The 22,108-nt window shown below is 58.2% G+C and carries 16 protein-coding genes; 10 read left to right on the top strand and 6 right to left on the bottom strand.

Annotation, left to right across the window (positions count from 1 at the left end; genetic code table 11):
* Window positions 1-32: 32 nt before the first annotated feature.
* The 4 genes from E8M78_RS14940 to pdeM all read left to right on the top strand — a co-directional run bounded on the left by E8M78_RS14940 (window position 33) and on the right by pdeM (window position 4,725).
* On the top strand, window positions 33-668 hold the full coding sequence (locus E8M78_RS14940) for a YitT family protein (RefSeq protein ID WP_137135754.1): 636 nt from the start codon (window positions 33-35) through the stop codon (window positions 666-668).
* Window positions 668-1,312: a YitT family protein gene (locus E8M78_RS14935; protein WP_137135753.1), complete on the top strand. Its 645-nt coding sequence runs from the start codon at window positions 668-670 to the stop codon at window positions 1,310-1,312. The genes E8M78_RS14940 and E8M78_RS14935 overlap by 1 nt, the downstream gene beginning before the upstream one ends.
* A gap of 137 nt (window positions 1,313-1,449) precedes the next feature.
* Window positions 1,450-3,972, top strand: a complete 2,523-nt coding sequence (locus tag E8M78_RS14930) for a ligase-associated DNA damage response DEXH box helicase (RefSeq protein WP_170973428.1) — start codon at window positions 1,450-1,452, stop codon at window positions 3,970-3,972.
* Between the two features lie 72 nt (window positions 3,973-4,044).
* Window positions 4,045-4,725 carry a ligase-associated DNA damage response endonuclease PdeM gene (gene pdeM, locus E8M78_RS14925; protein WP_246658349.1) on the top strand — a complete coding sequence of 227 codons (681 nt, stop codon included), beginning with the start codon at window positions 4,045-4,047 and terminating at the stop codon, window positions 4,723-4,725.
* On the opposite strand, the gene E8M78_RS14920 is transcribed toward pdeM, so the two are convergent.
* Together E8M78_RS14920 and E8M78_RS14915 are read right to left on the bottom strand one after the other, a co-directional pair.
* Window positions 4,726-5,445 (bottom strand): anti-sigma factor, encoded by a 720-nt coding sequence (locus E8M78_RS14920; protein WP_137135750.1) that lies wholly within the window; start codon window positions 5,443-5,445, stop codon window positions 4,726-4,728.
* Window positions 5,442-5,987 carry a sigma-70 family RNA polymerase sigma factor gene (locus E8M78_RS14915; RefSeq protein WP_137135949.1) on the bottom strand — a complete coding sequence of 182 codons (546 nt, stop codon included), beginning with the start codon at window positions 5,985-5,987 and terminating at the stop codon, window positions 5,442-5,444. Before E8M78_RS14915 ends, E8M78_RS14920 begins: the two co-directional genes overlap by 4 nt.
* 184 nt (window positions 5,988-6,171) lie before the next feature.
* Between E8M78_RS14915 and E8M78_RS14910 the strand changes: the two genes are divergently transcribed.
* The gene (locus E8M78_RS14910) at window positions 6,172-6,960 is read left to right on the top strand and encodes a DUF4394 domain-containing protein (protein ID WP_137135749.1); all 789 of its coding nucleotides are present in this window, start codon (window positions 6,172-6,174) and stop codon (window positions 6,958-6,960) included.
* Window positions 6,961-6,969: 9 nt separating this feature from the next.
* Here the strand turns inward: E8M78_RS14910 and E8M78_RS14905 are convergent, their stop codons facing one another.
* The 3 genes from E8M78_RS14905 to E8M78_RS14895 all read right to left on the bottom strand — a co-directional run bounded on the left by E8M78_RS14905 (window position 6,970) and on the right by E8M78_RS14895 (window position 12,869).
* Window positions 6,970-7,788 (bottom strand): TIGR02186 family protein, encoded by an 819-nt coding sequence (locus tag E8M78_RS14905; protein WP_246658324.1) that lies wholly within the window; start codon window positions 7,786-7,788, stop codon window positions 6,970-6,972.
* Entirely contained in the window at window positions 7,785-8,711 is a 927-nt protein-coding gene (locus E8M78_RS14900) for a sulfite exporter TauE/SafE family protein (RefSeq protein ID WP_137135947.1), read from the bottom strand. The genes E8M78_RS14905 and E8M78_RS14900 overlap by 4 nt, the downstream gene beginning before the upstream one ends.
* Window positions 8,712-8,966: 255 nt before the next feature.
* Window positions 8,967-12,869, bottom strand: coding sequence for a peptidoglycan-binding protein (locus tag E8M78_RS14895; RefSeq protein WP_137135748.1), 3,903 nt, complete (start codon window positions 12,867-12,869; stop codon window positions 8,967-8,969).
* Window positions 12,870-13,430: 561 nt separating this feature from the next.
* Here E8M78_RS14895 and E8M78_RS14890 point away from each other — a divergent pair.
* From E8M78_RS14890 to E8M78_RS14870, 5 genes are all read left to right on the top strand, one after another.
* Complete coding sequence (locus tag E8M78_RS14890) at window positions 13,431-15,224, top strand: acyl-CoA dehydrogenase C-terminal domain-containing protein (RefSeq protein WP_137135747.1); 1,794 nt, start codon at window positions 13,431-13,433, stop codon at window positions 15,222-15,224.
* Window positions 15,225-15,350: 126 nt separating this feature from the next.
* Complete coding sequence (locus E8M78_RS14885; protein ID WP_137135746.1) at window positions 15,351-16,559, top strand: acetyl-CoA C-acetyltransferase; 1,209 nt, start codon at window positions 15,351-15,353, stop codon at window positions 16,557-16,559.
* Between the two features lie 14 nt (window positions 16,560-16,573).
* Window positions 16,574-18,787 carry a 3-hydroxyacyl-CoA dehydrogenase NAD-binding domain-containing protein gene (locus E8M78_RS14880; RefSeq protein ID WP_137135745.1) on the top strand — a complete coding sequence of 738 codons (2,214 nt, stop codon included), beginning with the start codon at window positions 16,574-16,576 and terminating at the stop codon, window positions 18,785-18,787.
* 258 nt (window positions 18,788-19,045) lie between these two features.
* Window positions 19,046-19,540 (top strand): histidine kinase, encoded by a 495-nt coding sequence (locus E8M78_RS14875; protein WP_137135744.1) that lies wholly within the window; start codon window positions 19,046-19,048, stop codon window positions 19,538-19,540.
* 127 nt (window positions 19,541-19,667) lie between these two features.
* The gene (locus E8M78_RS14870; protein ID WP_137135743.1) at window positions 19,668-20,801 is read left to right on the top strand and encodes a DUF4118 domain-containing protein; all 1,134 of its coding nucleotides are present in this window, start codon (window positions 19,668-19,670) and stop codon (window positions 20,799-20,801) included.
* A 57-nt stretch (window positions 20,802-20,858) separates the two neighbouring features.
* On the opposite strand, the gene opgC is transcribed toward E8M78_RS14870, so the two are convergent.
* Window positions 20,859-22,070, bottom strand: coding sequence for an OpgC domain-containing protein (gene opgC, locus E8M78_RS14865; protein ID WP_137135742.1), 1,212 nt, complete (start codon window positions 22,068-22,070; stop codon window positions 20,859-20,861).
* Window positions 22,071-22,108 lie beyond the last annotated feature (38 nt).

Here is a 22,108-nt window from a genome sequence, read left to right as displayed (position 1 = left end):
AGTGTCAGGTGCAGATATAAGGGGACTTTGGGATGGCGCAGAAGATGGCATTGGGTTTCTACAGCACGGATCCGGCGCGTCACACACTTGCGGAAGATAGCCAAGGCCTGATCTGCGGCGCACTGATTTCCGCGCTCGGGTTTTACTTGTTGAATCGTGTCGGCCTGCTTACAGGCGGCACAGCTGGCGTTGCCTTCCTGCTGCACTATGCATTCAATATCTCGTTCGGCCTTCTGTTCTTCATCGTCAACCTTCCCTTCTATTGGCTGTCCTTCAAGCGATTGGGCTTTGCCTTCTCTGCCAAGACCTTCATTGCGATCGGGCTCGTCTCGATCATGACCGAGCTTGAGCAACGCTACCTGCTGATTGGATATCTGCATCCCTTCTGGGGTGCGCTGATGGGTGGCCTGTTGCTTGGTTTTGGCCTCTTGGCTCTCTATCGCCATCGTGCAAGCCTTGGCGGCGTTGGAATCCTCGCAATCTATGTTCAGGAGCGTTTCGGCATCCAGGCGGGCCTCATCCAGCTGGCATTCGATGCCTGCGTCATGGCGGCGGCCTTCTTGCTGCTTGAACCGGGCATTGTTCTCTGGTCCATTGTCGGCGCGGTGGTGCTCAATCTGTTTCTGGCGATCAATCACCGGTCGGATCGCTATATCGTGGTGCGCTGATGGAGAATGTAAGCGAAGGCAAATCTCCTATCGGGTTCTGGGCATCCAGTACGGATCGCCACTCCATCATCGAGGATATGCAGGGCGTCGTTGCCGGGTCCATGCTCGCCGCACTTGGCGTGACGCTTCTGTCGGCTGCGCATTTGCTCATTGGGGGAACGGCAGGTCTCGGCTTCCTGCTTCGATACTCCACGGGCTTCAGCTTTGGCGTGGTCTTCTTCGCGCTTAACCTTCCTTTCTACTGGCTGGCTTATAAGCGTCTGGGCTTGGCTTTTACGATCAAGACCTTCGCGGCCGTCGCATTGACCTCTGTGTTGACGGAAGTGCTGCCTTCTCTCATTCCGATTAGCGGTATTGATCCGCTCGTTGCCGCGCTTTTCGGCGGACTTCTCATCGGAACCGGCATGCTCGCTTTGTTTCGTCACCGTGCGAGCCTTGGCGGTTTCGGCATCCTTGCGCTTTACCTGCAGGATCGGCTCGGCTGGCGTGCTGGCTTCGTGCAGTTGGGCCTCGATCTTGTCGTTCTGGCGCTGGCGTTTCTGGTTGCAACGCCCTTCGTCATCCTGTGCTCGATCCTTGCGGCGGTGACATTGAACCTGACGCTTGCCATCAATCACCGTACCGACCGGTACATAGTCCGATAGAGCGTTCCCGGTTGAAACGCTCTATCCTTTGTTTTGCGCAATTCCGGACGCAAAACCGCTTCTCACTTTTGCTGTAATTGCTCCGACCCCTTCTCTTTCCCGCAGAGCCCATTACCTTGGTGGGCGTGGAAAAGACCTTGGCCGACTATCCGAACACTCTGCCTGACCTCCTGCCTCGCCCCTTCCTGAAATGGTTCGGCGAGAAGGGATGGTCGCCACGCGCGCACCAGCTGGAACTGCTTGCTCGCGCGACATCTGGCGAGAACATGCTGCTGATTGCACCAACTGGTGCAGGCAAGACGCTTGCCGGATTTCTGCCCTCGCTGACCGACTTGACCCGGCGTGGCCCGCTCCCGTCGGGGTCGCCCTTTGTCGGCGTTCATACCCTTTATATCTCGCCGCTGAAGGCGTTGGCGGTCGATATCGAACGTAACCTCATGAAGCCGGTATCCGAAATGGGGCTTCCGGTCTCTATCGAGAACCGTACGGGGGATACGCCGCAGGCCAAGCGCCAGCGCCAGAAGACGAACCCGCCTGATATCTTGCTGACGACCCCAGAGCAGTTGGCCTTGCTCCTCGCCAACAACGAAGCGGAGCGCTTCTTCAAGGATCTGAAATATGTGGTTCTCGATGAACTGCATTCACTGGTCACATCGAAGCGCGGCCACCTGCTGTCGCTTGGCCTGGCCCGGCTGAGACGACATGCGCCCGATCTTCGCACCATCGGGCTCTCGGCCACGGTTTCCGATCCCATGGATCTTCGGCGCTGGCTTGTCCCGCAGAATACGCCGCAGGATGATGGGCCTGAAGCACCTGCCGGTCTTGTGCATGTTAGGGGCGGCGCTGCGCCCGATATCACCATCATGACAACGGAGGATCGCATTCCTTGGTCCGGGCACGTGGCGACCTATGCCATTCCCGCCGTCTATGAAGAGATCCGGAAACACAAGACGACGCTGATCTTCGTCAATACGCGCTTTCAGGCTGAGCTTCTGTTTCAGGAACTTTGGACGATCAACGAAGACAATCTGCCGATCGCGCTGCATCACGGCTCTCTCGATGTGGGACAGAGGCGCAAGGTTGAAGCTGCAATGAGCGCCAATAAGCTGCGTGCCGTCGTTGCTACTTCGACGCTAGACATGGGTCTGGACTGGGGCGATGTGGATCTGGTGGTGCATGTCGGGGCGCCAAAGGGTGCATCCCGTCTGGCTCAGCGGATCGGTCGTTCCAATCACCGGATGGACGAGCCGTCAAAGGCCATTCTGGTCCCCGCCAATCGTTTTGAGGTCATGGAATGTCAGGCCGCACTCGATGCCAACTATCTGGGCGCACAGGATACGCCGCCGGTTGGGGAAGGTGCGCTGGATGTTCTGGCTCAGCACGTTCTTGGCATGGCCTGCGCCGAACCCTTCGATGCATTGGAGCTCTACGATGAAATCACCAGCGCTTCACCTTATTCCGGGCTCACCTGGGAAATGTTCGAGCGCATCGTCGATTTCGTCGCAACGGGTGGCTATGCGCTGCGCACCTATGAACGCTACGCGAAGATCCGCAAGACCAAGGAGGGGCGCTGGCGTGTTTCCAATCCGCAAATTGCCCAGCAGTACCGCATGAACCTTGGCACGATTGTCGAGGCAACAGAGCTGAACGTGCGCCTCGTCAAGCGCAACCAGCTGGGTTCCGTCGGGCGCGGCGGCATGTCTCTTGGCAAGGTGGAGGAGTATTTCCTCGAACAACTGGTTCAGGGCGATACCTTCCTGTTCTCGGGCAAGGTTCTGCGCTTTGAAGGCATCCGGGAGAACGAGTGCCTTGTCACCAATGCCTTTTCTCTGGATCCCAAGATCCCGGCCTATGCGGGCGGCCGGTTTCCCTTGTCCACCTACCTTGCGGATCAGGTGCGGGCCATGTTGGCCGATCCGTCCCGCTGGCATGTTCTTCCCGATCAGGTGCGGGACTGGCTGGCGATCCAGCGCGACAAATCCATGCTTCCAGCACGCGACGAGCTTCTCATCGAAACATTCCCGCGCGGAAACCGGTTCTTCATGGTCGCCTATTGCTTCGAGGGCCGACTTGCACACCAGACGCTGGGCATGCTTCTGACACGGCGGCTGGAGCGGGCAGGGGCAAGGCCGCTCGGTTTTGTGGCGAATGATTATGCGCTGGCCATCTGGTCCCTCAACGACATGGGCGCGATGATCGAGAGCAGCCGTCTTTCGCTTGGTGATCTGTTCGACGAGGATATGCTCGGCGATGATCTGGAAGCCTGGCTGGATGAAAGCTTCATGCTGAAGCGCACCTTCCGGCAATGCGCGGTGATTTCAGGCCTGATCGAGCGGCGGCATCCCGGCAAGGAGAAAACGGGGCGACAGGTTACTGTCTCGACGGATCTGATCTATGACGTTTTACGCAGCCACGAGCCGAATCATATCCTGTTGGAAGCGACGCGGCGGGATGCCGCAGCGGGGCTTTTGGACATCGGGCGTCTTGGCGCTATGCTGGCACGAATCAAGGGGCATGTGATTCACCGCCCGCTCGAGCGTGTATCTCCGCTCGCCATTCCTGTGATGCTGGAAATCGGCCGTGAGCCGGTTGCCGGTGAAGCGCAGGACTATGTGCTGGAAGAGGCGGCGGATGACCTGATTGCTGAGGCCATGGCGTGAGCCAATCCTCACGGATAGACGAGAATGATGAACCATAGACTGGCGCTCGCCGCCGCCCAGACAACTGGCTCCATGACCTGCGCTGAGATTTTGGTCAATGGCGTTGCCGCTCATTGCGACCCGCTGGGCGCCCTGTACCTGCCGGATCTATCCTGCCTTGTCGTCTCCGATTTGCACCTGGAGAAGGGCGCTGCCTTCGCCCGTCGGGGCATGATGCTGCCGCCTTATGATACGCTGGCAACGCTCAATCTTCTCTCCGCCGTTATAGCCCGCTATGATCCCAAAACAGTGATTTCGCTGGGAGATAACTTTCACGATAGGCGCGGCTCGGAACTGATGCCCGCGCCCTTTCGAGAAAACATTGGGACCCTTGCCCGAGGGCGTGATTGGATCTGGATCAACGGCAATCATGATCCGGACGGCACCTTCGACCTTCCCGGTCAATCGATGGACGAAATGCTGCTATCCGGACTTATCTTTCGGCATGAGCCAAGCCTGATTGCAGGACGGGGTGAAGTGGCTGGTCACCTGCACCCTTCCGCCACCGTCGCGCGTCGAGGCAAATATGTGCGTCGTGCCTGCTTTGCTACCGACGGCGTGCGTCTCGTCATGCCTGCCTTCGGCGTACTAACAGGCGGCCTCGATCTCAAGCACCGTGCCATGCACGGCCTTTTCGACCACGCGGCACTGATCGCACACCTGCTTGGACGCGATCGCATCTATTCGGTGCGCTTCGGCAATCTGATCGGATGATTACCGAGTTACTTTCGCAAAGCCCTTTGCGAGAATTGGGCCTGTGGGTCGCCCGGTAGGCGATCCGCCTGCGGGCTCAAGCGTGATCTCGTAGAGCTGCGCATCCTTGGGTGTCGGAAGGCTTGGAGGCGCAAGCCTTGCAGACCGGGCTTGGGGCAGAAGCCCCATGGAAACGGGTCCGGTCTCCTTGCTCGGGAGCGTCCAGACCTGCATCGTCCGGTCTCTCGGCACGGAAACATCCGCCAGAAGGCGGACGACAGCGCGCTCTGTGCCAAAGTCCTCGACAACCGCCTGAACCTCGCCTGTTTCATTCACCAGCACAGCGACGACAAGCGGTTCGGCTGTTCGCGTCAGGTTCCAGACAAGGGCGACTGCCAGAGCCAAGCTGGCAGTGAGACCTGCAAAACTCGTGACTCGCCAGAAACCTGCATTCTGGATCGAGCGGTTGTCGTTCGCGACAATCGGCTCAGCCTCGGTTCGCTGCTCCGGCGGCTCCTGTTGTTGAAGATTTCTCTCGATCCTTGTCCAGAGAGCGCGCGAAACCTCTGCAGGTTCAGCTGTCATGTCCAGCGGAAGAAAGCGCTCGCGCGCTTGTGCCACGGCGCGTCGCAGAGCGGCGTTGCGCTCCAGTTCTGCCTCCACTATCTGCATTTCGCCTGGCTCCAGCAGACCTAGAACATAGTCGTCGGCAACCGCATCCGGCCTTGTCAGATCAATCATGCCATGCACTCCCGAAGGGACGCGAGCCCTCGGCGTATCCAGCTCTTCGTGGTGCCGAGCGGGAGCGAAAGCCGCCCGGCAATTTCGCCATGGCTGTAGCCGCCGACATAGGCCATCAGAATGCTTTGTCGCTTTGGTTGATCGAGACCTTCGAGGCATGAGCGCAGCCGCGACGTGCGATCGAGCGCCGCCCATGCATTTAGAACGCTTTCAGGCTGGTCGGCCTCCTGCAGGCTCTGGATCGCGTCTTCACTGAGGAGATCCTCCCGGTTTCCGTCTCTGAGCATGTTGAGCGCACGGTTGCGAATAATCGCATGGATCCACCCGCGTGCGCTGCCGCGCTCCGGCGCATACTGATGCGCCTTAGTCCAGATGGCGATGAAACCGTCCTGGACAACTTCCTCTGCGAGATCGCGGCGTTTCACGATTCTCTGGGCAATGGCGATGAGGCGGCCAGCTTCCGCGTCGAAAATACGCTTCAAGGCCTGCCGATCGCCGCGAGCGCATGCGCCAAGCTCTGTCCCCAAAGGATCTGCCGTCATATCCGCCAAGGCGCTCGTACTCCTAATCTCTTTCCATCCTAATATGGTTCTGCCGATGATCTGGATGCGACCGTACAGAAATTTATTTTTTTTGGCCCTGCATCCAAAGCTGCCCTGTCCCGTGTCTCATGGTCAGGAAGCGCAAAGCGAAGCGTCTTCCCCAACCGTTGTATGGGAGAACGAGATGAAGATGTTCAAGACACTGATGGCTGCGACTGCACTTCTCGGCGCGTCGGCAGCACCATCTCTTGCGGCGCAGGCGGTAGGCCTCGTCGGAGATAAAACCTTGGTCATGTTCGATACGGATAAGCCCGCTGTTTCCAAGACGATGGAAGTTCAGGGCGTGACGAAGCTTGCGGGCATTGATCTTCGCCCGTCGAACAAGATGCTGGTTGGCGTTACCGCCGAGAACGTCATTGTTACCATTGACCCGGCCACCGGCAAGGCAACCGAAGTTGCCAAAATGGACAAGCCGCTGATGATGGGTGAGACGCCGGTTGTCGTGGACTTCAATCCCGCCGCCGATCGCCTTCGCTATATGACCGGAACGACCAACCATCGCGTTCACCCGGATACGGGCGCCGTGACCGTGGATGGCAGCCTTGCCTTCGAAGAGGGTGATATGCACAAGGGCGAAAAGCCCAATATTGTCGGCGCTGCCTATACGAATTCATTCGGCAAGCCTGAAAAGACGGCCATGTACAACATCGATGCCACCATTGGCGGTCTGATCCAGCAGACGAAGCCGAATGATGGAACGCTGAGAGCCGTCGGCAAGCTGGGCGCCGAAAAGAAGGCGGCAAACTATGCTTTCGATGTCCACACGTCCGCAGAAGGGCAGAACACGGCCTGGCTGGTCGCAGACAATGTGCTGCATACGGTCGATCTTGAAACCGGCAAGGCGATGAAATCGGGCGAAGTCACCGGGACCAAGGGCATGATCCGCGACATCACCTTCATGCCTGCCATGTAATGCTTACCGTCAGTCCTTGCGGAACAACAGGCTGGCTCCCCAGCCTGTAACGACCGCCACCATGACGCAGAACAGGCCATAGGCCAGCGGCTTCTCATGCGCCGCATCGGTAATGGCCTGTTCGAGGCCAGTCTTGACCACGCGAAGAGGAAGATCCTTTTGCGCGATCAGCACGCCGCTCTTGAACAGGTAGGCATGCACCAGATGGACACCGTCCGGTACATTGGCAGGCAGCCGGAGCGAAGCACGGAAAAGACTGGAGCTGACGAAGCGAACACCGGTCGTATCGTTCTGGTAAAGCCCCCCGCCAACCTTCAGGCGTCGATAGGCCTCGCGAAAATCAGTCAGCTGTGCCGCATTGCCGAGGTAGCCGGTTGGTGAAAGCGTCAGATGGTTTATACCGAGACCAAGGCGGTTGAGTTGCGCGACAGGCTGAATGTCGGCCAGCGGCTTGGTGCTGGCGATCGAGTAGGATTCGGGCGTCTGTTCGAAGGTCATGGATTGCGTATTCATCCAGATGCCGAAGACGCGCTCCTTGCGTCGAACAGTAGCATAGTCCCGCGGTCCCTCGAGCGATACTACCACGTCATACTGCCCGATGGCGAGAAACAGTTCGTCGGCATTGGTCAGTGCGCCGAAGACTGTGAGATCTGCACCGCGAAAATCGGACGTGATCGCGATTTCCGTTGTGGATGTGCCGATTTCCAATCCTTCTTTCACCGGAGGCAACGCTCCCGGCAGCCCCTGGGCTTGCGCTACTGTAACCGGTAGAGCCAGCAGGCTTGCCATCAGCAGGTGTCGGACGAGCGGAAGGAGGAACTGTCTCATCCGCGGCCTCCACCTATCTGGAGCGAATAAAGATCGGCTGGGGTTATGATGAGATCGATTGCGAGGCGCACGCCGACGGCCAGCACGAGAAGGGCAAGGAGGGCGCGCAATTGCTCACCGCGCAGCTTCTGGCCTACGCGGACACCGTATTGTGCGCCAATGACGCCCGCCACCATTAGAATGGTCGCCAGCACGATATCGACGGAATAGTTCGTCGCAGCCTGCACAATGGTCGTGTAGGCGGTCACGAAGATGATCTGAAAAAGCGAAGTTCCCACAACCACGTTGGTTGGAATGCGCAGCAGATAGATCATGGCCGGAACCATGATGAAGCCGCCGCCTACACCCATCACGGAGGTCAGGATGCCAATGCCGAAGCCCAGGCCAATGACCGGGATCGCAGAAAGGTAGAGCTTGGATTTCTTGAACCGCATCTTCAGCGGCAATCTGTGCACCCAATTGTGCTGGCCGGGTCGCTTCAAGGTTACTGGCTGGTTCTTGGCGGCCCGACGCATGGCCCGCAGGCTTTCCATCAGCATCAGGCTGCCGATGGTTCCGAGAAAGACGACATAAAGAAGCGAGATGATGAGGTCCAGCTGGCCGAGTCGTCTGAGCCAGGAAAAGATCCAGACGCCGACGGTCGCGCCTGCCAGACCGCCGATCAGGAGCACGCTGCCGAGCTTCACATCCAGCGTTCCACGCCGGAAATGGCTGATTGCACCGGAAATCGATGAGGCGACGACTTGGTTCGCACCGGTGGCAACGGCGACGACCGGGGGGATATTGTAGAAGATCAGAAGCGGAGTGATCAGGAAACCGCCGCCGACACCAAACATGCCGGACAGAAAGCCCACAGCTGCGCCCATGCCGAGGATGATGAAGATATTCACCGAAAGCTCTGCGATTGGCAGGTAGACTGTCACTGAAACGCCCCTGAAAGCGAGATAGGCTCCGCCGTCGCGGGCTGCTTCGCGGTAAAACATCATCCGACCGAAGTGAAACAAGGATCGAAAAGATTATGCTTCACAAACAGAAAGTAGAGCGCCCGTTGCGGCGGTGCGAAAGGTCCCATTGGCTCGCGGCGCTATCTGAACGCCTCAGGCCTTGTTCCTCATGCGTCCTGCCGATTGCCAAGTCAAATCAAAGAAAGCGAAAACCTGCGATTTCTCGATTTGTCCTTAACCGGTCGATCCGCTGACCTTTGCCTGATGCTGTTCCAGCAGCTTACGAACAAGCTCCTCGGTAATATTGCCGTCGTCGGGCATGCCGTTGCTCTTCTGGAACGACTTGATGGCAGCAATCGTCTTCTTGCCCATAAGGCCATCCGGCTGTCCCGCGTCATAGCCATTCTTGTTCAAGATAGCTTGAATGTTGCGGATTGCCTTGCCCATATCGATGGAACCGGTCGATGTTTGGGCGCTGCCGGACCACTCCGTGGGAATGTTAACGCTATTGGCGCGCTGGTCGAGCGGCTTCGCGGACCAGCTTTCGGCAGCGGCTTTGGCCTTTGCAAGCTGATCCGGCTTCAGAGCTCTACCGACCTCTTCGCGCTTGTCGGCAGCATCCTTGTCGCCGCCTTTGGCCGCCACGGCAAACCACTTGTAGCTTTCCTCCAGGTTCTGTGACGTGCCGTTGCCGCGCGCAAACAGAATGGCGAGGTTGAACTGGCTGTCCGCGATGCCGAGATCGGCTGCCTTCGTGAACCAGTTGACGGCTGCCTTATAGTCAGCGGTTCCGGTTGCGCCCGACGCATAGAGAACGGCGAGATTGTGCATGGAGCTTGCATTTCCGGCGTTGGCGGCCTTCTGGTACAGGCTCATCGCCTTTGCCAGATCGCGCTCGACGCCGGTGCCTTTTTCGTAAAGACTGCCGAGCCGGTATTCAGCAGGTGCAAAGCCGCGTTCGGCCGCCATCTGGTACCAGCGAGCCGCTTCCTTTGGGTCCTGCGGGACGCCGTTGCGACCCTCCGTATAGCGAGCGGCGATCTCGAACAGAGCTTGCGGATCGCCAGCTGCCGCTGCCTCGGCCAGAGGCTTCTGTGCAATGACGCTCGGTACTTCGATCGAGGCTGTTGATTTCGCAGCGGATGCAGCCGGTGTTACCGGTGAGGCCGGAACTGCCTCGACCGGTGTGGTCGGTGCCGCCTGTGCAAGCGCCGGTGCCGGTTCCGCCACCGGAGGGAGAGGCCTTGGCGCATTTTGCTGGACCGCCGTGCTGTCGACTGCGTTGCCCGCGCTAGCTCCACTATTGGACAAGGCGACCGTGCTGCTGCTGGCAGGTGGCAGGCTCATCTGTGCCGATGGGGTTGTCTTTGTGACAGGTGGAGGTGGCGTAATGACCTTGTCCCCGCGGGTTAGGGTATTGATCAACGGTACGGTCATCAAAACGAGCAGAACCGCACCGATAGCCATCAGGATCGGACGGCGATGACGGGTGAAGGTGCTGCGCAAGCCGCCACTCGCGGCAGATGTTTGTGTCGCGGATTTGCCGCGTGCTACCTGAGCTGTCTTCGGCCTCGATTGACCCGCCTTGGCAGGATCGGTTTCCTGGGCAGCGGCCTTCGCCGCACGTCGCGCAGCAGCGATATAATCGATTCTTTCGTTGTCGCCGCCGGATGACGCCGTATTGACGGCCTGGCTTGCGCGCACCCGCTCAAGGATCTTGCGCACGTCCGGCTTGCCGGAACCCGGCTCGAGAAGGTCGTTCTCGTGTTCCTGCGGTACGACATCGACCGGATCGATGGAGGGCGCGGGTTCAACGAAGGTGCGTTCCGGCTGGACAGAACGCCTGCTCTCAGTCTTGGAAGCAGACTTCAGGCGCTTGGAAAGGCTGGATAGAAAGCCAGACTTGCCCTTCGCCTTGCCGTCGGCTTCCACCGGCTCCAAAAGGTCGTCAGTCTCGGGCTCATGATAGACCGGCGCGGTTTCGCGCATCAGTTCTTCCGTATTGCGCGCAAGGACCTTTGGCTCTGGCTCCACCGGAGATGGCGCAGCCATTGGTGCACGGATAGCTGACTGCGGTTCGAAGGCTCCTGGCGACGGGTAGGAGGACGCTGTGCGCGAAGAGAAGTGGTCCTCCATCTTGTCCAGACGGCCCGCGATCTGAACCAGCGTGCGATGCAGGCTGTCGAACGTGGTTTGCGTGCGTTCATCCGAGGCACGAGCAAGTTGTTCCAGATGCCGCAGATCCTCTGCCAGCCCCAGGAACTGCGACGGGTCTGAGGCAGTGCCTCCCGTCGTCGTTCCAGCGGGGGTTTTGCGATAGGCTTCCACCACGGTTTCTGCTGCCTGGCGGGCAGCCTCGAGAATGTATTCGTCGCTGGTCGCCAGATAGTTCTCGATGGAGGCCATGCGCTGATCGAGATCGGCAGGTAAGCCGGTCTGCTCACGGGGAGCCCTCTGCATCATGCTGGTCAGATCGGCAATCTGCTTTTCAAGATGGGAAAGACCGCGCATGTCTCCTGCAGGACTGCGCGCAGTCTCGCTCAAACGCTCCGCGATTTCGTCAAGACGCTGTTCCAGCCGGTCGATGGAGCTGCCATCATTCAGCAGGCTCCGGTTGCCGGATTGGGCGCGGTGCAGATGGTCTATGCGGGCGGCGAGATCGTCGAGGCGTGCGACAAGTTGATCGGCCGGTTGCTCATGCATCGCATCAATGCGACGGGAAAGGTCGGCCAGATAGCCGGTCAATTCGGTCTGGTTGTTGCGACCGAGGCTGGCGACGACTTCTTCCAGCTTTTCCTCGATCCGCTGGGTTTCCTGAACCTGCGAAAGGCTGTCGAATTTGTCCGTGAGATAGCTCAGGCGTTCTTCGAGGCGGCGGAAGGCAGCCTGTTCTTCTGCGCTGTCGCGCACCCGACTGTTGCTGGCAACGGCGCGGCTGATTTCGTCCAGACGCTGATCGACCTGCGAAAAATGATCATAGACCATGTCCGGCAGCGGCGAGCGCGCACCGAGATCCTCAATTACCGCAGCCAGCATCAGCACTTTGTCTTCCAGAGCGCGCAGGGCAGGGCTGTCCGACATTGTGCCGAGTTCGGCCTTGATGCCGTCAATACGGTAAGCGAGCGCGATTAGCTCCTTCTGGATACCTTGCGTGTCGATGTCCTGGATACGATCCTCAAGTTCGTTCCAGCGGACTTCCATGCGGTGGACGCTTTCCTCGCGCGCCAGCCCATCCATCATCGCGCGAAGCTCATAGAGTTCGCCTTGAATGCGCTGTGAGTCTTCCGGCGCCTGATGATGCATGTCCTCTACGATCTGGGCCAGACGGGCCAGTTCGCTGCGGAGTTCATCGGGAAGGCGCCGATCGGCGGAGAGATCGCGGATCGCGTGGATTTCATGGCGAACATGCTCCATCTCTCGGGAAATGCCCTCGGAGATGTCCTGTTTCAAATCCTGGCGCAGCATCTGCAGCGCGCCGACAAGATCGCCTACGCTATACTCCGGTGCAGACGCCGTACGCTGACGACGGCGCTCTTCCGGATGGTGATGTTCGGGACGACGTTCCTCGGTGCGCCGCGGCTCCCGGTGCCGCTGCTCGGAGGGGGCTTCGCGGTAAGCCTGCGGCTCTCTGTGGTCGCGCTCGCTCGCGCGATCGTCGATATGTCTTGCGGCGCTGCGCATGGCCGGGGCTTCCGGCTGGCGCTGAGCCTGCATGGACGCGCGGGGCGCCGGTCGGTCCGACGGGGGCGAATAGACGTTGTGGTTTTCCTGCAGCGATGCGTGGGCCGCCCGGTGGGCCGCAGCTTTTTGTTCCTGCCGAAGGCTTTCCTCACTGCGAGCAGCCTCCTGCCTGCGTTGCTGATCGCGCTCATCCTGTCGCTGGCGAGGCTGTTCCTGTGCAGGCTGATCGCCTCGCTGATCACGTGTCCGCTCGCCGCCGCGTTCATTCGGACGCTCATTGCCAAGAGAACGCTGGCGTTGACGGATTTCGTTCAGGAGATCCTTGTCGATCCGCGGCTCGCGTCCTGACGCCTTGAGCAAGCCTTCAATCCGCGCTTCGAGGTTATCTATGGTCTTGTTCAACGCATCGAGAGAGCGTTCCCCGCGCGGATTTTGATTCAGGCGTGATCCGTTCATGTCTAGCTCGCTCGCTTTCCGCTGCGCAACGTTCCGTCAGGTCTGCTGATCCTCACGTCCAGCATCTTGATCGGCTGACGATAGACTTCGCGCGCATTCTAGGCTTTAGCCGCCGAACCTTGTTCAGGGCTTGCCCGCGCGCGAAATTGCATTGCGCCGCAGACCGAAGCGCTGGATCTTCGGTCAGGATTCACCTTTCGCGAAACGTAGTTAATACTGTGTTAACAAGCAGGCGCATGAGGCGGGCAAGTTTGTGATTTAGCAGGGACTGAGCTGGAAAAAAGCAAGCGGATTATGTGCCTGATATAATACATCCACTCACCGGTCCTTCACCTTTGCACGCGATGATCGAAAGCGCTCGTCTGTCGCGAATCAGGCAGTGTGCGCAGGAGGCAGCGTGGGAGGCTGCGGAACCGCAAGGAGCCGTCGATACGGGGAAAACCCCTGTCGAAGATTTTATCGCGCCGAGACACATTGCCGGATTGACGTTTACGCGCACGTCAATATTTTAGGAGCACAAATGCCGGTCAAGTCCGGCCGCTGATCTGGAGGAGTTCGCGAATGCCTGTCTTCAAGGCCCCTGTCGCCGATACACTGTTTATCCTGAATGATGTGCTCGGCATCGAGCGCTACAATAACCTCCCGGGTTTTGCCGATGCGACCCCGGAAATGATCGACGCCATCGCGAGTGAGGCAGCCAAGCTTTCCGAAGAAGTGCTGTTTCCGGTCAACTATTCTGGCGACCAGGAAGGCTGCGTTCGCGCCGAAGATGGTAGCGTCAAGGCGCCGAAGGGCTTCAAGCCGGCCTATGACGCCTATTGCGAAGGAGGCTGGATCGGACTGGCCGTGCCGGAAGAGTTCGGCGGACAGGGCCTGCCGTACACGCTGCATGCGGCGGTTGGAGAATATACCTCTGCGGCAAACATGTCGCTGATGATGTATCCGGGCCTGACGCAAGGGGCGATTGCCGCGATCCTCGTTCACGGTAATGACGAGCAGAAGCAGACTTATCTGCCGAAGATGGTCGAGGGCAAATGGTCCGGCACCATGAACCTCACCGAACCGCATTGCGGCACCGATCTCGGCCTTCTGCGCACCAAGGCCGTGCCGAATGGCGATGGCACCTACAAGATCTCCGGCCAGAAGATCTTCATCTCGGCCGGCGAACACGACATGACGGACAACATCGTCCATCTGGTTCTCGCCCGTATTGAAGGCGCCCCTGCTGGAACCAAAGGCATCTCACTCTTCATCGTGCCGAAATACATCGTCAACGAAGACGGCTCGCTCGGTGAGCGCAACAAGGTCGTCTGCGGCGCCATCGAGCACAAGATGGGCATTCACGGTAACGCCACCTGCGTCATGAATTATGACGAGGCGACCGGCTACCTCATCGGGGCGGAGAACAAGGGCTTGAACGCCATGTTCGTGATGATGAACGAGGCGCGTCTGGGCGTTGGCCTTCAGGGTCTGGCAATTGCCGAAGTGGCCTATCAGAACGCTGTCGCCTATGCCAAGGACCGCATTCAGGGACGTTCCCTCTCCGGCCCCAAGGCACCGGAAAAGGCTGCCGATCCGATCATCGTGCATCCGGATATTCGCCGCACCCTGATGACGATCAAGTCGTTCAACGAAGCTGGCCGCGCCTTCATGCTATGGACGGCGTTGAAGTCCGATATCGCTCATCGTTCCTCGGATGCCAAGGAGAGGCAGGATGCCGATGATCTGCTGGGTCTTGCCACGCCGATCCTGAAGGGCGTGCTGACCGACAAGGGCTTCGACCACGCCGTGATGGCACAGCAGGTCTATGGTGGTCATGGATACATTGAAGAATGGGGCATGAGCCAGTATGTGCGCGACGCCCGTATCGCCATGATCTATGAAGGTGCAAACGGTATTCAGGCGCTCGATCTCGTGGGGCGCAAGCTGGCACTGAATGGTGGCCGCGCCGTCATGGCTGCCTTCAAGGAAATCGGTGATTTCTGCGAGGAAAACCGTTCGAACGAACAGATGGCTCCCTACACCAAGGCTTTGAAGAAGGGGCTGAACGATCTGCAGGCTTCCACCATGTGGTTCATGCAGAATGCCATGGCGAAGCCTGATAACGCCGGTGCGGGATCGACCGATTATATGCACCTCTTCGGTCTGGTGATGCTGGGTTATATGTGGGCGAAGATGGCCAAGTCCGCGCAGGATCTTCTGGCAGCAGGCGATGAGCGGAAGGATTTCCTCAACGCCAAGCTCGTCACCGCCCGGTTCTACATGGACAAGATCATGCCAGAAACGGCCCTGCGCAAGGTTCGTATCGAAGCAGGCAGTGACACGCTGATGGAACTGGCCGCCGAAGCGTTCTAAGCTCGCGACCGGCAAGATGAGCTCTCCCCATTGCGGGGAGGGCAGCCTCCAATATGCTCCATAGGCCATGACCCCCCTGTCATGGCAAAAAATGAAAGGCGCCCGGGCGCCCAAGGGAGAGAGACAATGACCGAAGTCTATATCTATGACCATGTGCGCACGCCGCGTGGCCGTGGCAAGAAGGACGGTTCGCTGCATGAAGTGCCGTCCGTCCGACTGGCAGCCAAGACACTGGAAGCCATTCGTGACCGAAACGGCCTGAACACTGCCAATGTTGACGATATCATCATGGGTTGCGTCGATCCGGTCATGGATGCCGGTGCCGTCATTCCCAAGGCTGCCGCTTTTGAGGCAGGTTACTCGACCAAAGCTCCGGGCATGCAGATCTCGCGCTTTTGCGCGTCCGGTCTCGATGCTGTGAACTTTGCCGCCGGAAAAGTGGCCGCAGGCTCCGATGATATCGTGATTGCAGGTGGCGTTGAAAGCATGTCGCGCGTTGGCATGGGCATGTCCGGCGGCAGCTGGTACATGGACCCCTCGGTCAACTTCCCCGGCTATTTCATGCCGCAAGGTGTATCTGCCGATCTGATCGCCACCAAATACGGCTTTTCCCGCGATGACGTGGATGCCTATGCCGTGGAAAGCCAGAAGCGCGCCGCACACGCCTGGGAGCAGGGCTACTTCAAGAATTCCGTCATCCCCGTGAAGGATCAGAATGGCTTGGTCATTCTGGATCGCGACGAGCATATGCGTCCCGGTACCGATATGCAGGCGCTGGCTTCGCTGAACGCATCGTTCCAGATGCCGGGTGAGATGGGTGGCTTCGAGGCGGTTGGCTTGCAGGCCCACCCCGAAGTGGAGCGGATCAATTACGTCCACCATGCTGGCAACTCTTCCGGTATCGTCGATGGCGCTGCCGCCGTTCTCGTTGGCTCGAAGGCTGGTGGTCAGACCATGGGCTTGAAACCGCGCGCGCGCATCCGTGCCTTCGCCAATATCGGTTCCGATCCGGCCCTCATGCTGACCGGTCCGGTCGATGTGACCGAAAAGCTTTTGAAGAAGACCGGAATGTCGATTTCCGACATCGACCTGTTCGAACTGAATGAAGCCTTTGCCGCCGTCGTGCTGCGTTATCTTCAGGCTTTCGAAATCGATCACGCCAAGATGAACGTCAATGGCGGCGCAATCGCCATGGGCCATCCGCTCGGTGCGACCGGTGCCATGATCCTCGGAACGGTTCTGGACGAACTTGAGCGCCGCGATCTCAACACCGCGCTGGTCACCCTCTGCATCGGTGCAGGCATGGGTACGGCAACGGTTATCGAACGCGTTTGAGAGGGGATACGGCCATGACTTACAAGAATTTCACCATCGAAACCGATGCAGATGGCATTGCCCTTGTTACTTGGGACATGCCAGACAAGAGCATGAACGTCTTCACCGAAGAGGTGATGAACGAAATCGATGCCATCGTTGATCAGGTTGTCTCCGATGCCGCCGTCAAGGGCGTCGTTTTCACCTCTGGCAAGTCGACCTTCTCGGGCGGCGCGGATCTCACCATGATCCGCAGCATGTTCAGCCTTCTGCAGGAAGAGCAGGCAAAGAACCCGGATACGGCAATGCAGAAGCTGTTCGACGTTGCAGGCCGCATGAACTGGCTGTGGCGCAAGATCGAAACCTGCGGCAAGCCATGGGTCTCGGCCATTAACGGCGTTTGCATGGGCGGCGCATTTGAACTGTCGCTCGCCTGCCATGGCCGCGTGGCGTCCAACGCCAAGTCGGTCAAGCTGGCGCTGCCGGAAGTCAAGGTCGGCATTTTCCCCGGTGCCGGTGGCACGCAGCGTGTGGCGCGTCTCGCCAACACGCAGGATGCTCTTCAGATGATGACGACCGGCCAGACTTTGACGCCGAGCCGCGCCAAGGCCATGAACCTCGTGCATCAGGTGGTAGAGCCCGATCAGTTGATTCCCGCTGCCAAGCAGATGATCAAGGATGGCCTGAAGCCGGTTGCTCCCTGGGATGAAAAGGGCTTCAAGGTTCCGGGCGGCGGCATCTGGACGCCTGCTGCTGCTCAGCTCTGGCCCGCAGCACCCGCTATCCTGCGTCGTGAAACCGCGGGCAATTATCCGGGTGCTCTTGCCATCCTGAAGTGCGTTTACGAAGGACTGCAAGTTCCGTTCGATACGGGCCTGAAGATCGAACAGCGCTATTTCACGCAAGTGCTGCGCTCCACCGAAGCCTTCTCGATGATCCGCTCGCTGTTCATTTCCATGCAGGAACTGGGCAAGGGTGCCCGTCGTCCGGCGGGCGTGGAAAAGAAGAAGCTCGAAAAGATCGGCGTCGTCGGTGCCGGCTTCATGGGCGCTTCCATCGCCTATGTATCGGCTGCGGCTGGCATTGCCGTCTCGCTGATTGACCGTGACGACGAAGCCGCCGCCAAGGGCAAGGCTGTCTCGGAAAAGCTGGTCGCAGACAGCGTGGCCAAGGGCCGTATGTCGAAGGAAGACGGTGAGAAACTGCTTTCTCTCATTACACCAACGGCTGATTATTCCACGCTGTCGGATGTCTCGCTTGTCGTGGAGGCGGTCTTCGAGGATCGCCAGGTCAAGAAGGATGTGATCGAAAAGGTGGAGGCCGTGCTGCCGGAAACGGCAATCTTTGCCTCCAATACCTCGACCCTGCCCATCACGGGACTGGCGAAGAATTCCAAGCGTCCGAAGCAGTTTATCGGCGTTCACTTCTTCTCGCCAGTCGAGAAGATGATGCTGACGGAAGTCATTGTCGGGGAAGAAACCGGTGACGAGGCGCTTGCTGTCGCTCTGGATTATGTATCGCAGATCAAGAAGACGCCGATCGTTGTCAACGATACACGTGGCTTCTACGTCAACCGCTGCGTCTTCCGCTACATCAACGAAGCCTACGATATGCTGATCGAGGGTGTTCCTGCCACAATGATCGAGAACGCTGCCAAGATGGCAGGCATGCCGGTCGGTCCTCTTTCCCTTAATGATGAAGTGGCAGTCGATCTCAGCCAAAAGATCATGAAGGCTTCGATTGCGGATCTTGGTGAAGCCTCGGTGAAGCCGGAGCATATGGCGCTGGTCAACAAGCTGGTGGATGAACTGGATCGCCGTGGCCGCAAGAACGGCAAGGGCTTCTATGAGTATCCGGCAAAGCCCGCCAAGAAGTTCCTGTGGCCGGGCCTGAAGGATCTCTATCCGCAGAAGCCTGCGTCCCAAGTGGATGTGAACGTGCTGAAGCAGCGCCTGCTGGTCACCATAGCGCTTGAAGCCGCGCGCACGGTGGAAGAGAGCATCGTTACGGATCCTCGTGAAGCCGATGTCGGTTCCATTCTCGGCTTCGGCTTTGCGCCCTATACCGGCGGTACCCTGTCCTATATCGACGGCATGGGTGTGAAGACTTTCGTTGCACTCTGTGAGAAGCTCGCCGCAGACTATGGTGATCACTTCAAGCCGACGCCGCTGCTGCTCGACATGGCTGCCAAGGGCGAGACCTTCTACAGTCGCTTCAATCCTTACGGAGCCGAACAAAAGGCTGCTTGATAACGGCGACGATCATGATGAAAATAGGCTCCCTTGTGGGGCCTATTTTTTACCAAGTCGTCATTAAATTAAATAACTCGTTTGAGATTCAAAATTGATATTTGATCGCAAACATCGTCTCTATGGATATTTGTTGATCTGCAACGAATTGTTCATCTTGCTGACAGCATCGATGTTATAGCAATAAGACGAACGAGCATCGTCGGCACCAAGAGGTGCTCGTCCCCGCCAGTTATATTTCCACGAAGGAATCATTCCGTGAAGAAGATTTTTGCCGCGGCCGTTGTGGCCGCTCTGTTGTTCCCTGCTGCTTCGTTTGCCGAGACGCTTGCTTTCCCAAGCGACAAGCCGGTTGCCAGCATTACCATTCCTGATAGCTGGAACCCGGAAGAAACTGACACGGGTATCCAGGCAACCTCTTCCGATGAAGCCATTTACCTCGCAATCGACGTAGCGGATGCGGCAGACGCGGGCAAGGTCGTCGATGAGGCCATCAAATTCTTGGACAAGAACGGCGTCAAGGTTGACGAATCCACCCAGAAGCAGTCTGAAGACACCATCAATGGCATGAAGATGATGAACTTCGATTGGTCGGGCAAGGACAAGGACGGTCCGGTCAACATCGGTCTGTCCGTTCTCTCGCCGTCTGCAAACAAGGTTCTGCTCATTACCTATTGGGGCACCAAGGGTGAGCAGGAAAAGCATGCACAGGATCTGATTGGCATCATCTCTTCGCTGAAGCCTGCCAAGTAATCGACGGTCGATTTCGTATCGAAGACATGCCCCTCTGCCCGCCGGTGGAGGGGTTTTTGTTTATGATGCAGCTTACGCCCATTCTAAAAATCGGATAGACGACATAGGGTGATAGCAGGAAGCGTAAATGAGTGATCTCACCGACGAGCAACATGGTCTTGATCCATCGTCCTCGCCTGGAACGGACGGCCCCAACCTGCGCTTTGCTTCCAGGGATGGTCGCCTGGTGCGATTGCTATCACAGCTTCCAGCGTTTCGTTCCACACTGAACACGCCGGAACCGAGAGAGATTGGCATCGCCTATCTGGCATCCCTGATCATCGAGGCAATTGCGATTTGGGCGCGTTTCGCGGTTGATTCCTATTTGCCCGCTGGTTTCCCCTATCTGACATTCTTCCCGGCTGTGATTCTGACAGGTTTTGTCTTCGGAATGCTGCCGGCCATTTTAAATGCCTGCATCTCGGCTTTGGTGGCCTGGTACTTTTTCATTCCGCCAATTCAAAGTTTTGGTTTGAATGCCCAGTCCTTCACCGCTCTTGCTTTCTTCTTTCTTGTCGTAGCGATTGACCTGGGTCTGTTACGACTCCTGCTGTCGGCCTATGCCGAACAGCAGCGAGCCAAGGAGGATCTGACCCGGCACCTGCAGATGCAGCAATTGATCTCCGATGAAGTTGATCATCGGCTCAAGAACCTGCTCGCTACAACGAGTGGCCTCATTACGCTTTCGCAACGCTATGCTACAACTCCACAGGAACTGGGTACGCAGCTGAGAAAGCGTATCCAGGCCATGGGGCATTCGATCTCGCTTTTGCGCGGTTCTCTTTCCGGCGAGACGACATCAATGCGGGATACGATCCTGTCTGCGGTGGAGCCACTTGGTCTGACGTCTGGTGATCGACTGTCGCTGGAGGGGCCAACGCTGAAGCTCAATGCCTCTTCCATTATTTCGCTGAGCCTCATCCTGCATGAACTTGGTACCAACGCCTTCAAATATGGAGCGCTGGCACAGGACCGGGGTTCGATCAAGGTCAGTTGGGAGTTCTGTGACGCTCCGGAACAGGCAGATCCGCAAGAGCGCTGGCTGCAATTGCTATGGGAAGAGCAGGGTGCCGTTGGTGTTGAGGCTCCCACCCGTAGCGGCTTCGGCACGGATCTGGTACGTCGGCTCGCAATGGGTTTTGGTGCACCCTGCACCCTCGACTATCGCCCGGAAGGGCTGCGTGCCATCTTTCCGATGCGTAGAGACTCAGTGCTTGCCTGATAGAGATGGAAAAGGCGGCCTTCGCCGCCTTGACACAGATTCGGAGGTGCGCGGCGATCAAGCTTTCTTTCCAGCCGCGACCTTCACAGGCGCCGTAGAGCCGCCCAACGGAAGCCAGTTGTCGCGCTCGCGCCACAGCGCCGGTACTGCCAGAAGTACGATGCACGAGAAAGCGATTGCCGTTTTCGTGACCTCGGACAATTCCGGTGTACGACCGTCAAAATAGTAGACGGCGTACACGATGCTAACGTGCCACACGTAAACATACAGGGAGTGGCGACCCAGAAGCTGTAGAAACTTAAGCGACAGAACCCAGATGATGCCATTCGCGATCCGGCGGACCCATAGGGCCGGATGTTTTGGACCTGCGATGATCATCCATGTCATGAGCGTAGCCGCCGCAATAAAGTTGAGCAGATAGACCGGACCGAAATCAGCGCGAATTTCCATCGTGGCGAATTTGGCCACAAGATCACCCGGCATCAGGCCATGCGCCGTCATGATGCGAAGCGGCAGGAAGAAGGCGCAGATCAGCACGCAGATCGTCGGGATGAATGTATTCTTCGGCGAGAAGATACCCGTCCAGTTGATCTTGTTGAGAGACGTCATGGCGCCGAGAACAAGACCTGAATAGAAGACGATCTGCCAGCCAAACAGGTTGAAAGACGCGCGGATACCCTGCTCGTCGGGACGCAGGAAAAATTCGTTGATCGGACCTGTTACCAGCTTCTGCAGGCCAAGTTGGCCAGCCATCCACAGGATCAATGAACCGGCCATTACATGAGCCCACTTACCGTCGATGACGAGTTTCACCAGCATCGGCGCAAACAGCATGTAGATGATGTATTGCGGCAGGATGTCCATGAAGGTGGGCTGGAACACGAATGTGGCGATCGCTGCAAGGCGAAGCGGGTCGTCGAAGGTCGTGTAGCCGAGCCAGTTGTACCAGACATAATAGGCGCCAGGCAGGAATATTTGTGCTGCCAGCACGCAGATCACGATACCCATCGCATACCGATAGAGCTCGAAAGCGCGTGAATAGATCGCCTGACGTCCGGCTGCATAGCCGTTCTTGGCCATCTTGCGCACATAGACCATGCCGATCAGGAGACCAGACAGAAAGACGAAGCCTTGTGCGTCTTCCACAAAAGCAAGCTGGTTGTGATTTATGTTCACCAGCCAATAGCCGCCGGCGAATACGAGGTGATTGATCAGCATGAAGACGAGGAAATATCCCCGCATTCCATCGATGAGATCATAGCGTTTCATCGTTCGCATTCTCCTTGGGCGGCACTGATCGCCTGTGC

The organism is Rhizobium sp. FKY42 (genome assembly GCF_005222835.1).
Lineage (GTDB): Bacteria > Pseudomonadota > Alphaproteobacteria > Rhizobiales > Rhizobiaceae > Neorhizobium.
Note: the sequence above shows the minus strand (reverse complement) of the source record. Positions and strands in the feature narration are given on the sequence as shown.

What these genes read in the sequence shown, in the direction of transcription:
- E8M78_RS14940 (WP_137135754.1), top strand. Translation starts at nt 33, where the DNA reads ATGGCGCAGAAGATGGCATTGGGTTTCTACAGCACGGATCCGGCGCGT.
- E8M78_RS14890 (WP_137135747.1), top strand. Translation starts at nt 13,431, where the DNA reads ATGCCTGTCTTCAAGGCCCCTGTCGCCGATACACTGTTTATCCTGAAT.
- E8M78_RS14905 (WP_246658324.1), bottom strand. Translation starts at nt 7,788, where the DNA reads ATGAGACAGTTCCTCCTTCCGCTCGTCCGACACCTGCTGATGGCAAGC.
- pdeM (WP_246658349.1), top strand. Translation starts at nt 4,045, where the DNA reads ATGACCTGCGCTGAGATTTTGGTCAATGGCGTTGCCGCTCATTGCGAC.
- E8M78_RS14910 (WP_137135749.1), top strand. Translation starts at nt 6,172, where the DNA reads ATGAAGATGTTCAAGACACTGATGGCTGCGACTGCACTTCTCGGCGCG.
- opgC (WP_137135742.1), bottom strand. Translation starts at nt 22,070, where the DNA reads ATGAAACGCTATGATCTCATCGATGGAATGCGGGGATATTTCCTCGTC.
- E8M78_RS14870 (WP_137135743.1), top strand. Translation starts at nt 19,668, where the DNA reads ATGAGTGATCTCACCGACGAGCAACATGGTCTTGATCCATCGTCCTCG.
- E8M78_RS14885 (WP_137135746.1), top strand. Translation starts at nt 15,351, where the DNA reads ATGACCGAAGTCTATATCTATGACCATGTGCGCACGCCGCGTGGCCGT.
- E8M78_RS14915 (WP_137135949.1), bottom strand. Translation starts at nt 5,987, where the DNA reads ATGACGGCAGATCCTTTGGGGACAGAGCTTGGCGCATGCGCTCGCGGC.
- E8M78_RS14935 (WP_137135753.1), top strand. Translation starts at nt 668, where the DNA reads ATGGAGAATGTAAGCGAAGGCAAATCTCCTATCGGGTTCTGGGCATCC.
- E8M78_RS14880 (WP_137135745.1), top strand. Translation starts at nt 16,574, where the DNA reads ATGACTTACAAGAATTTCACCATCGAAACCGATGCAGATGGCATTGCC.
- E8M78_RS14920 (WP_137135750.1), bottom strand. Translation starts at nt 5,445, where the DNA reads ATGATTGATCTGACAAGGCCGGATGCGGTTGCCGACGACTATGTTCTA.
- E8M78_RS14895 (WP_137135748.1), bottom strand. Translation starts at nt 12,869, where the DNA reads ATGAACGGATCACGCCTGAATCAAAATCCGCGCGGGGAACGCTCTCTC.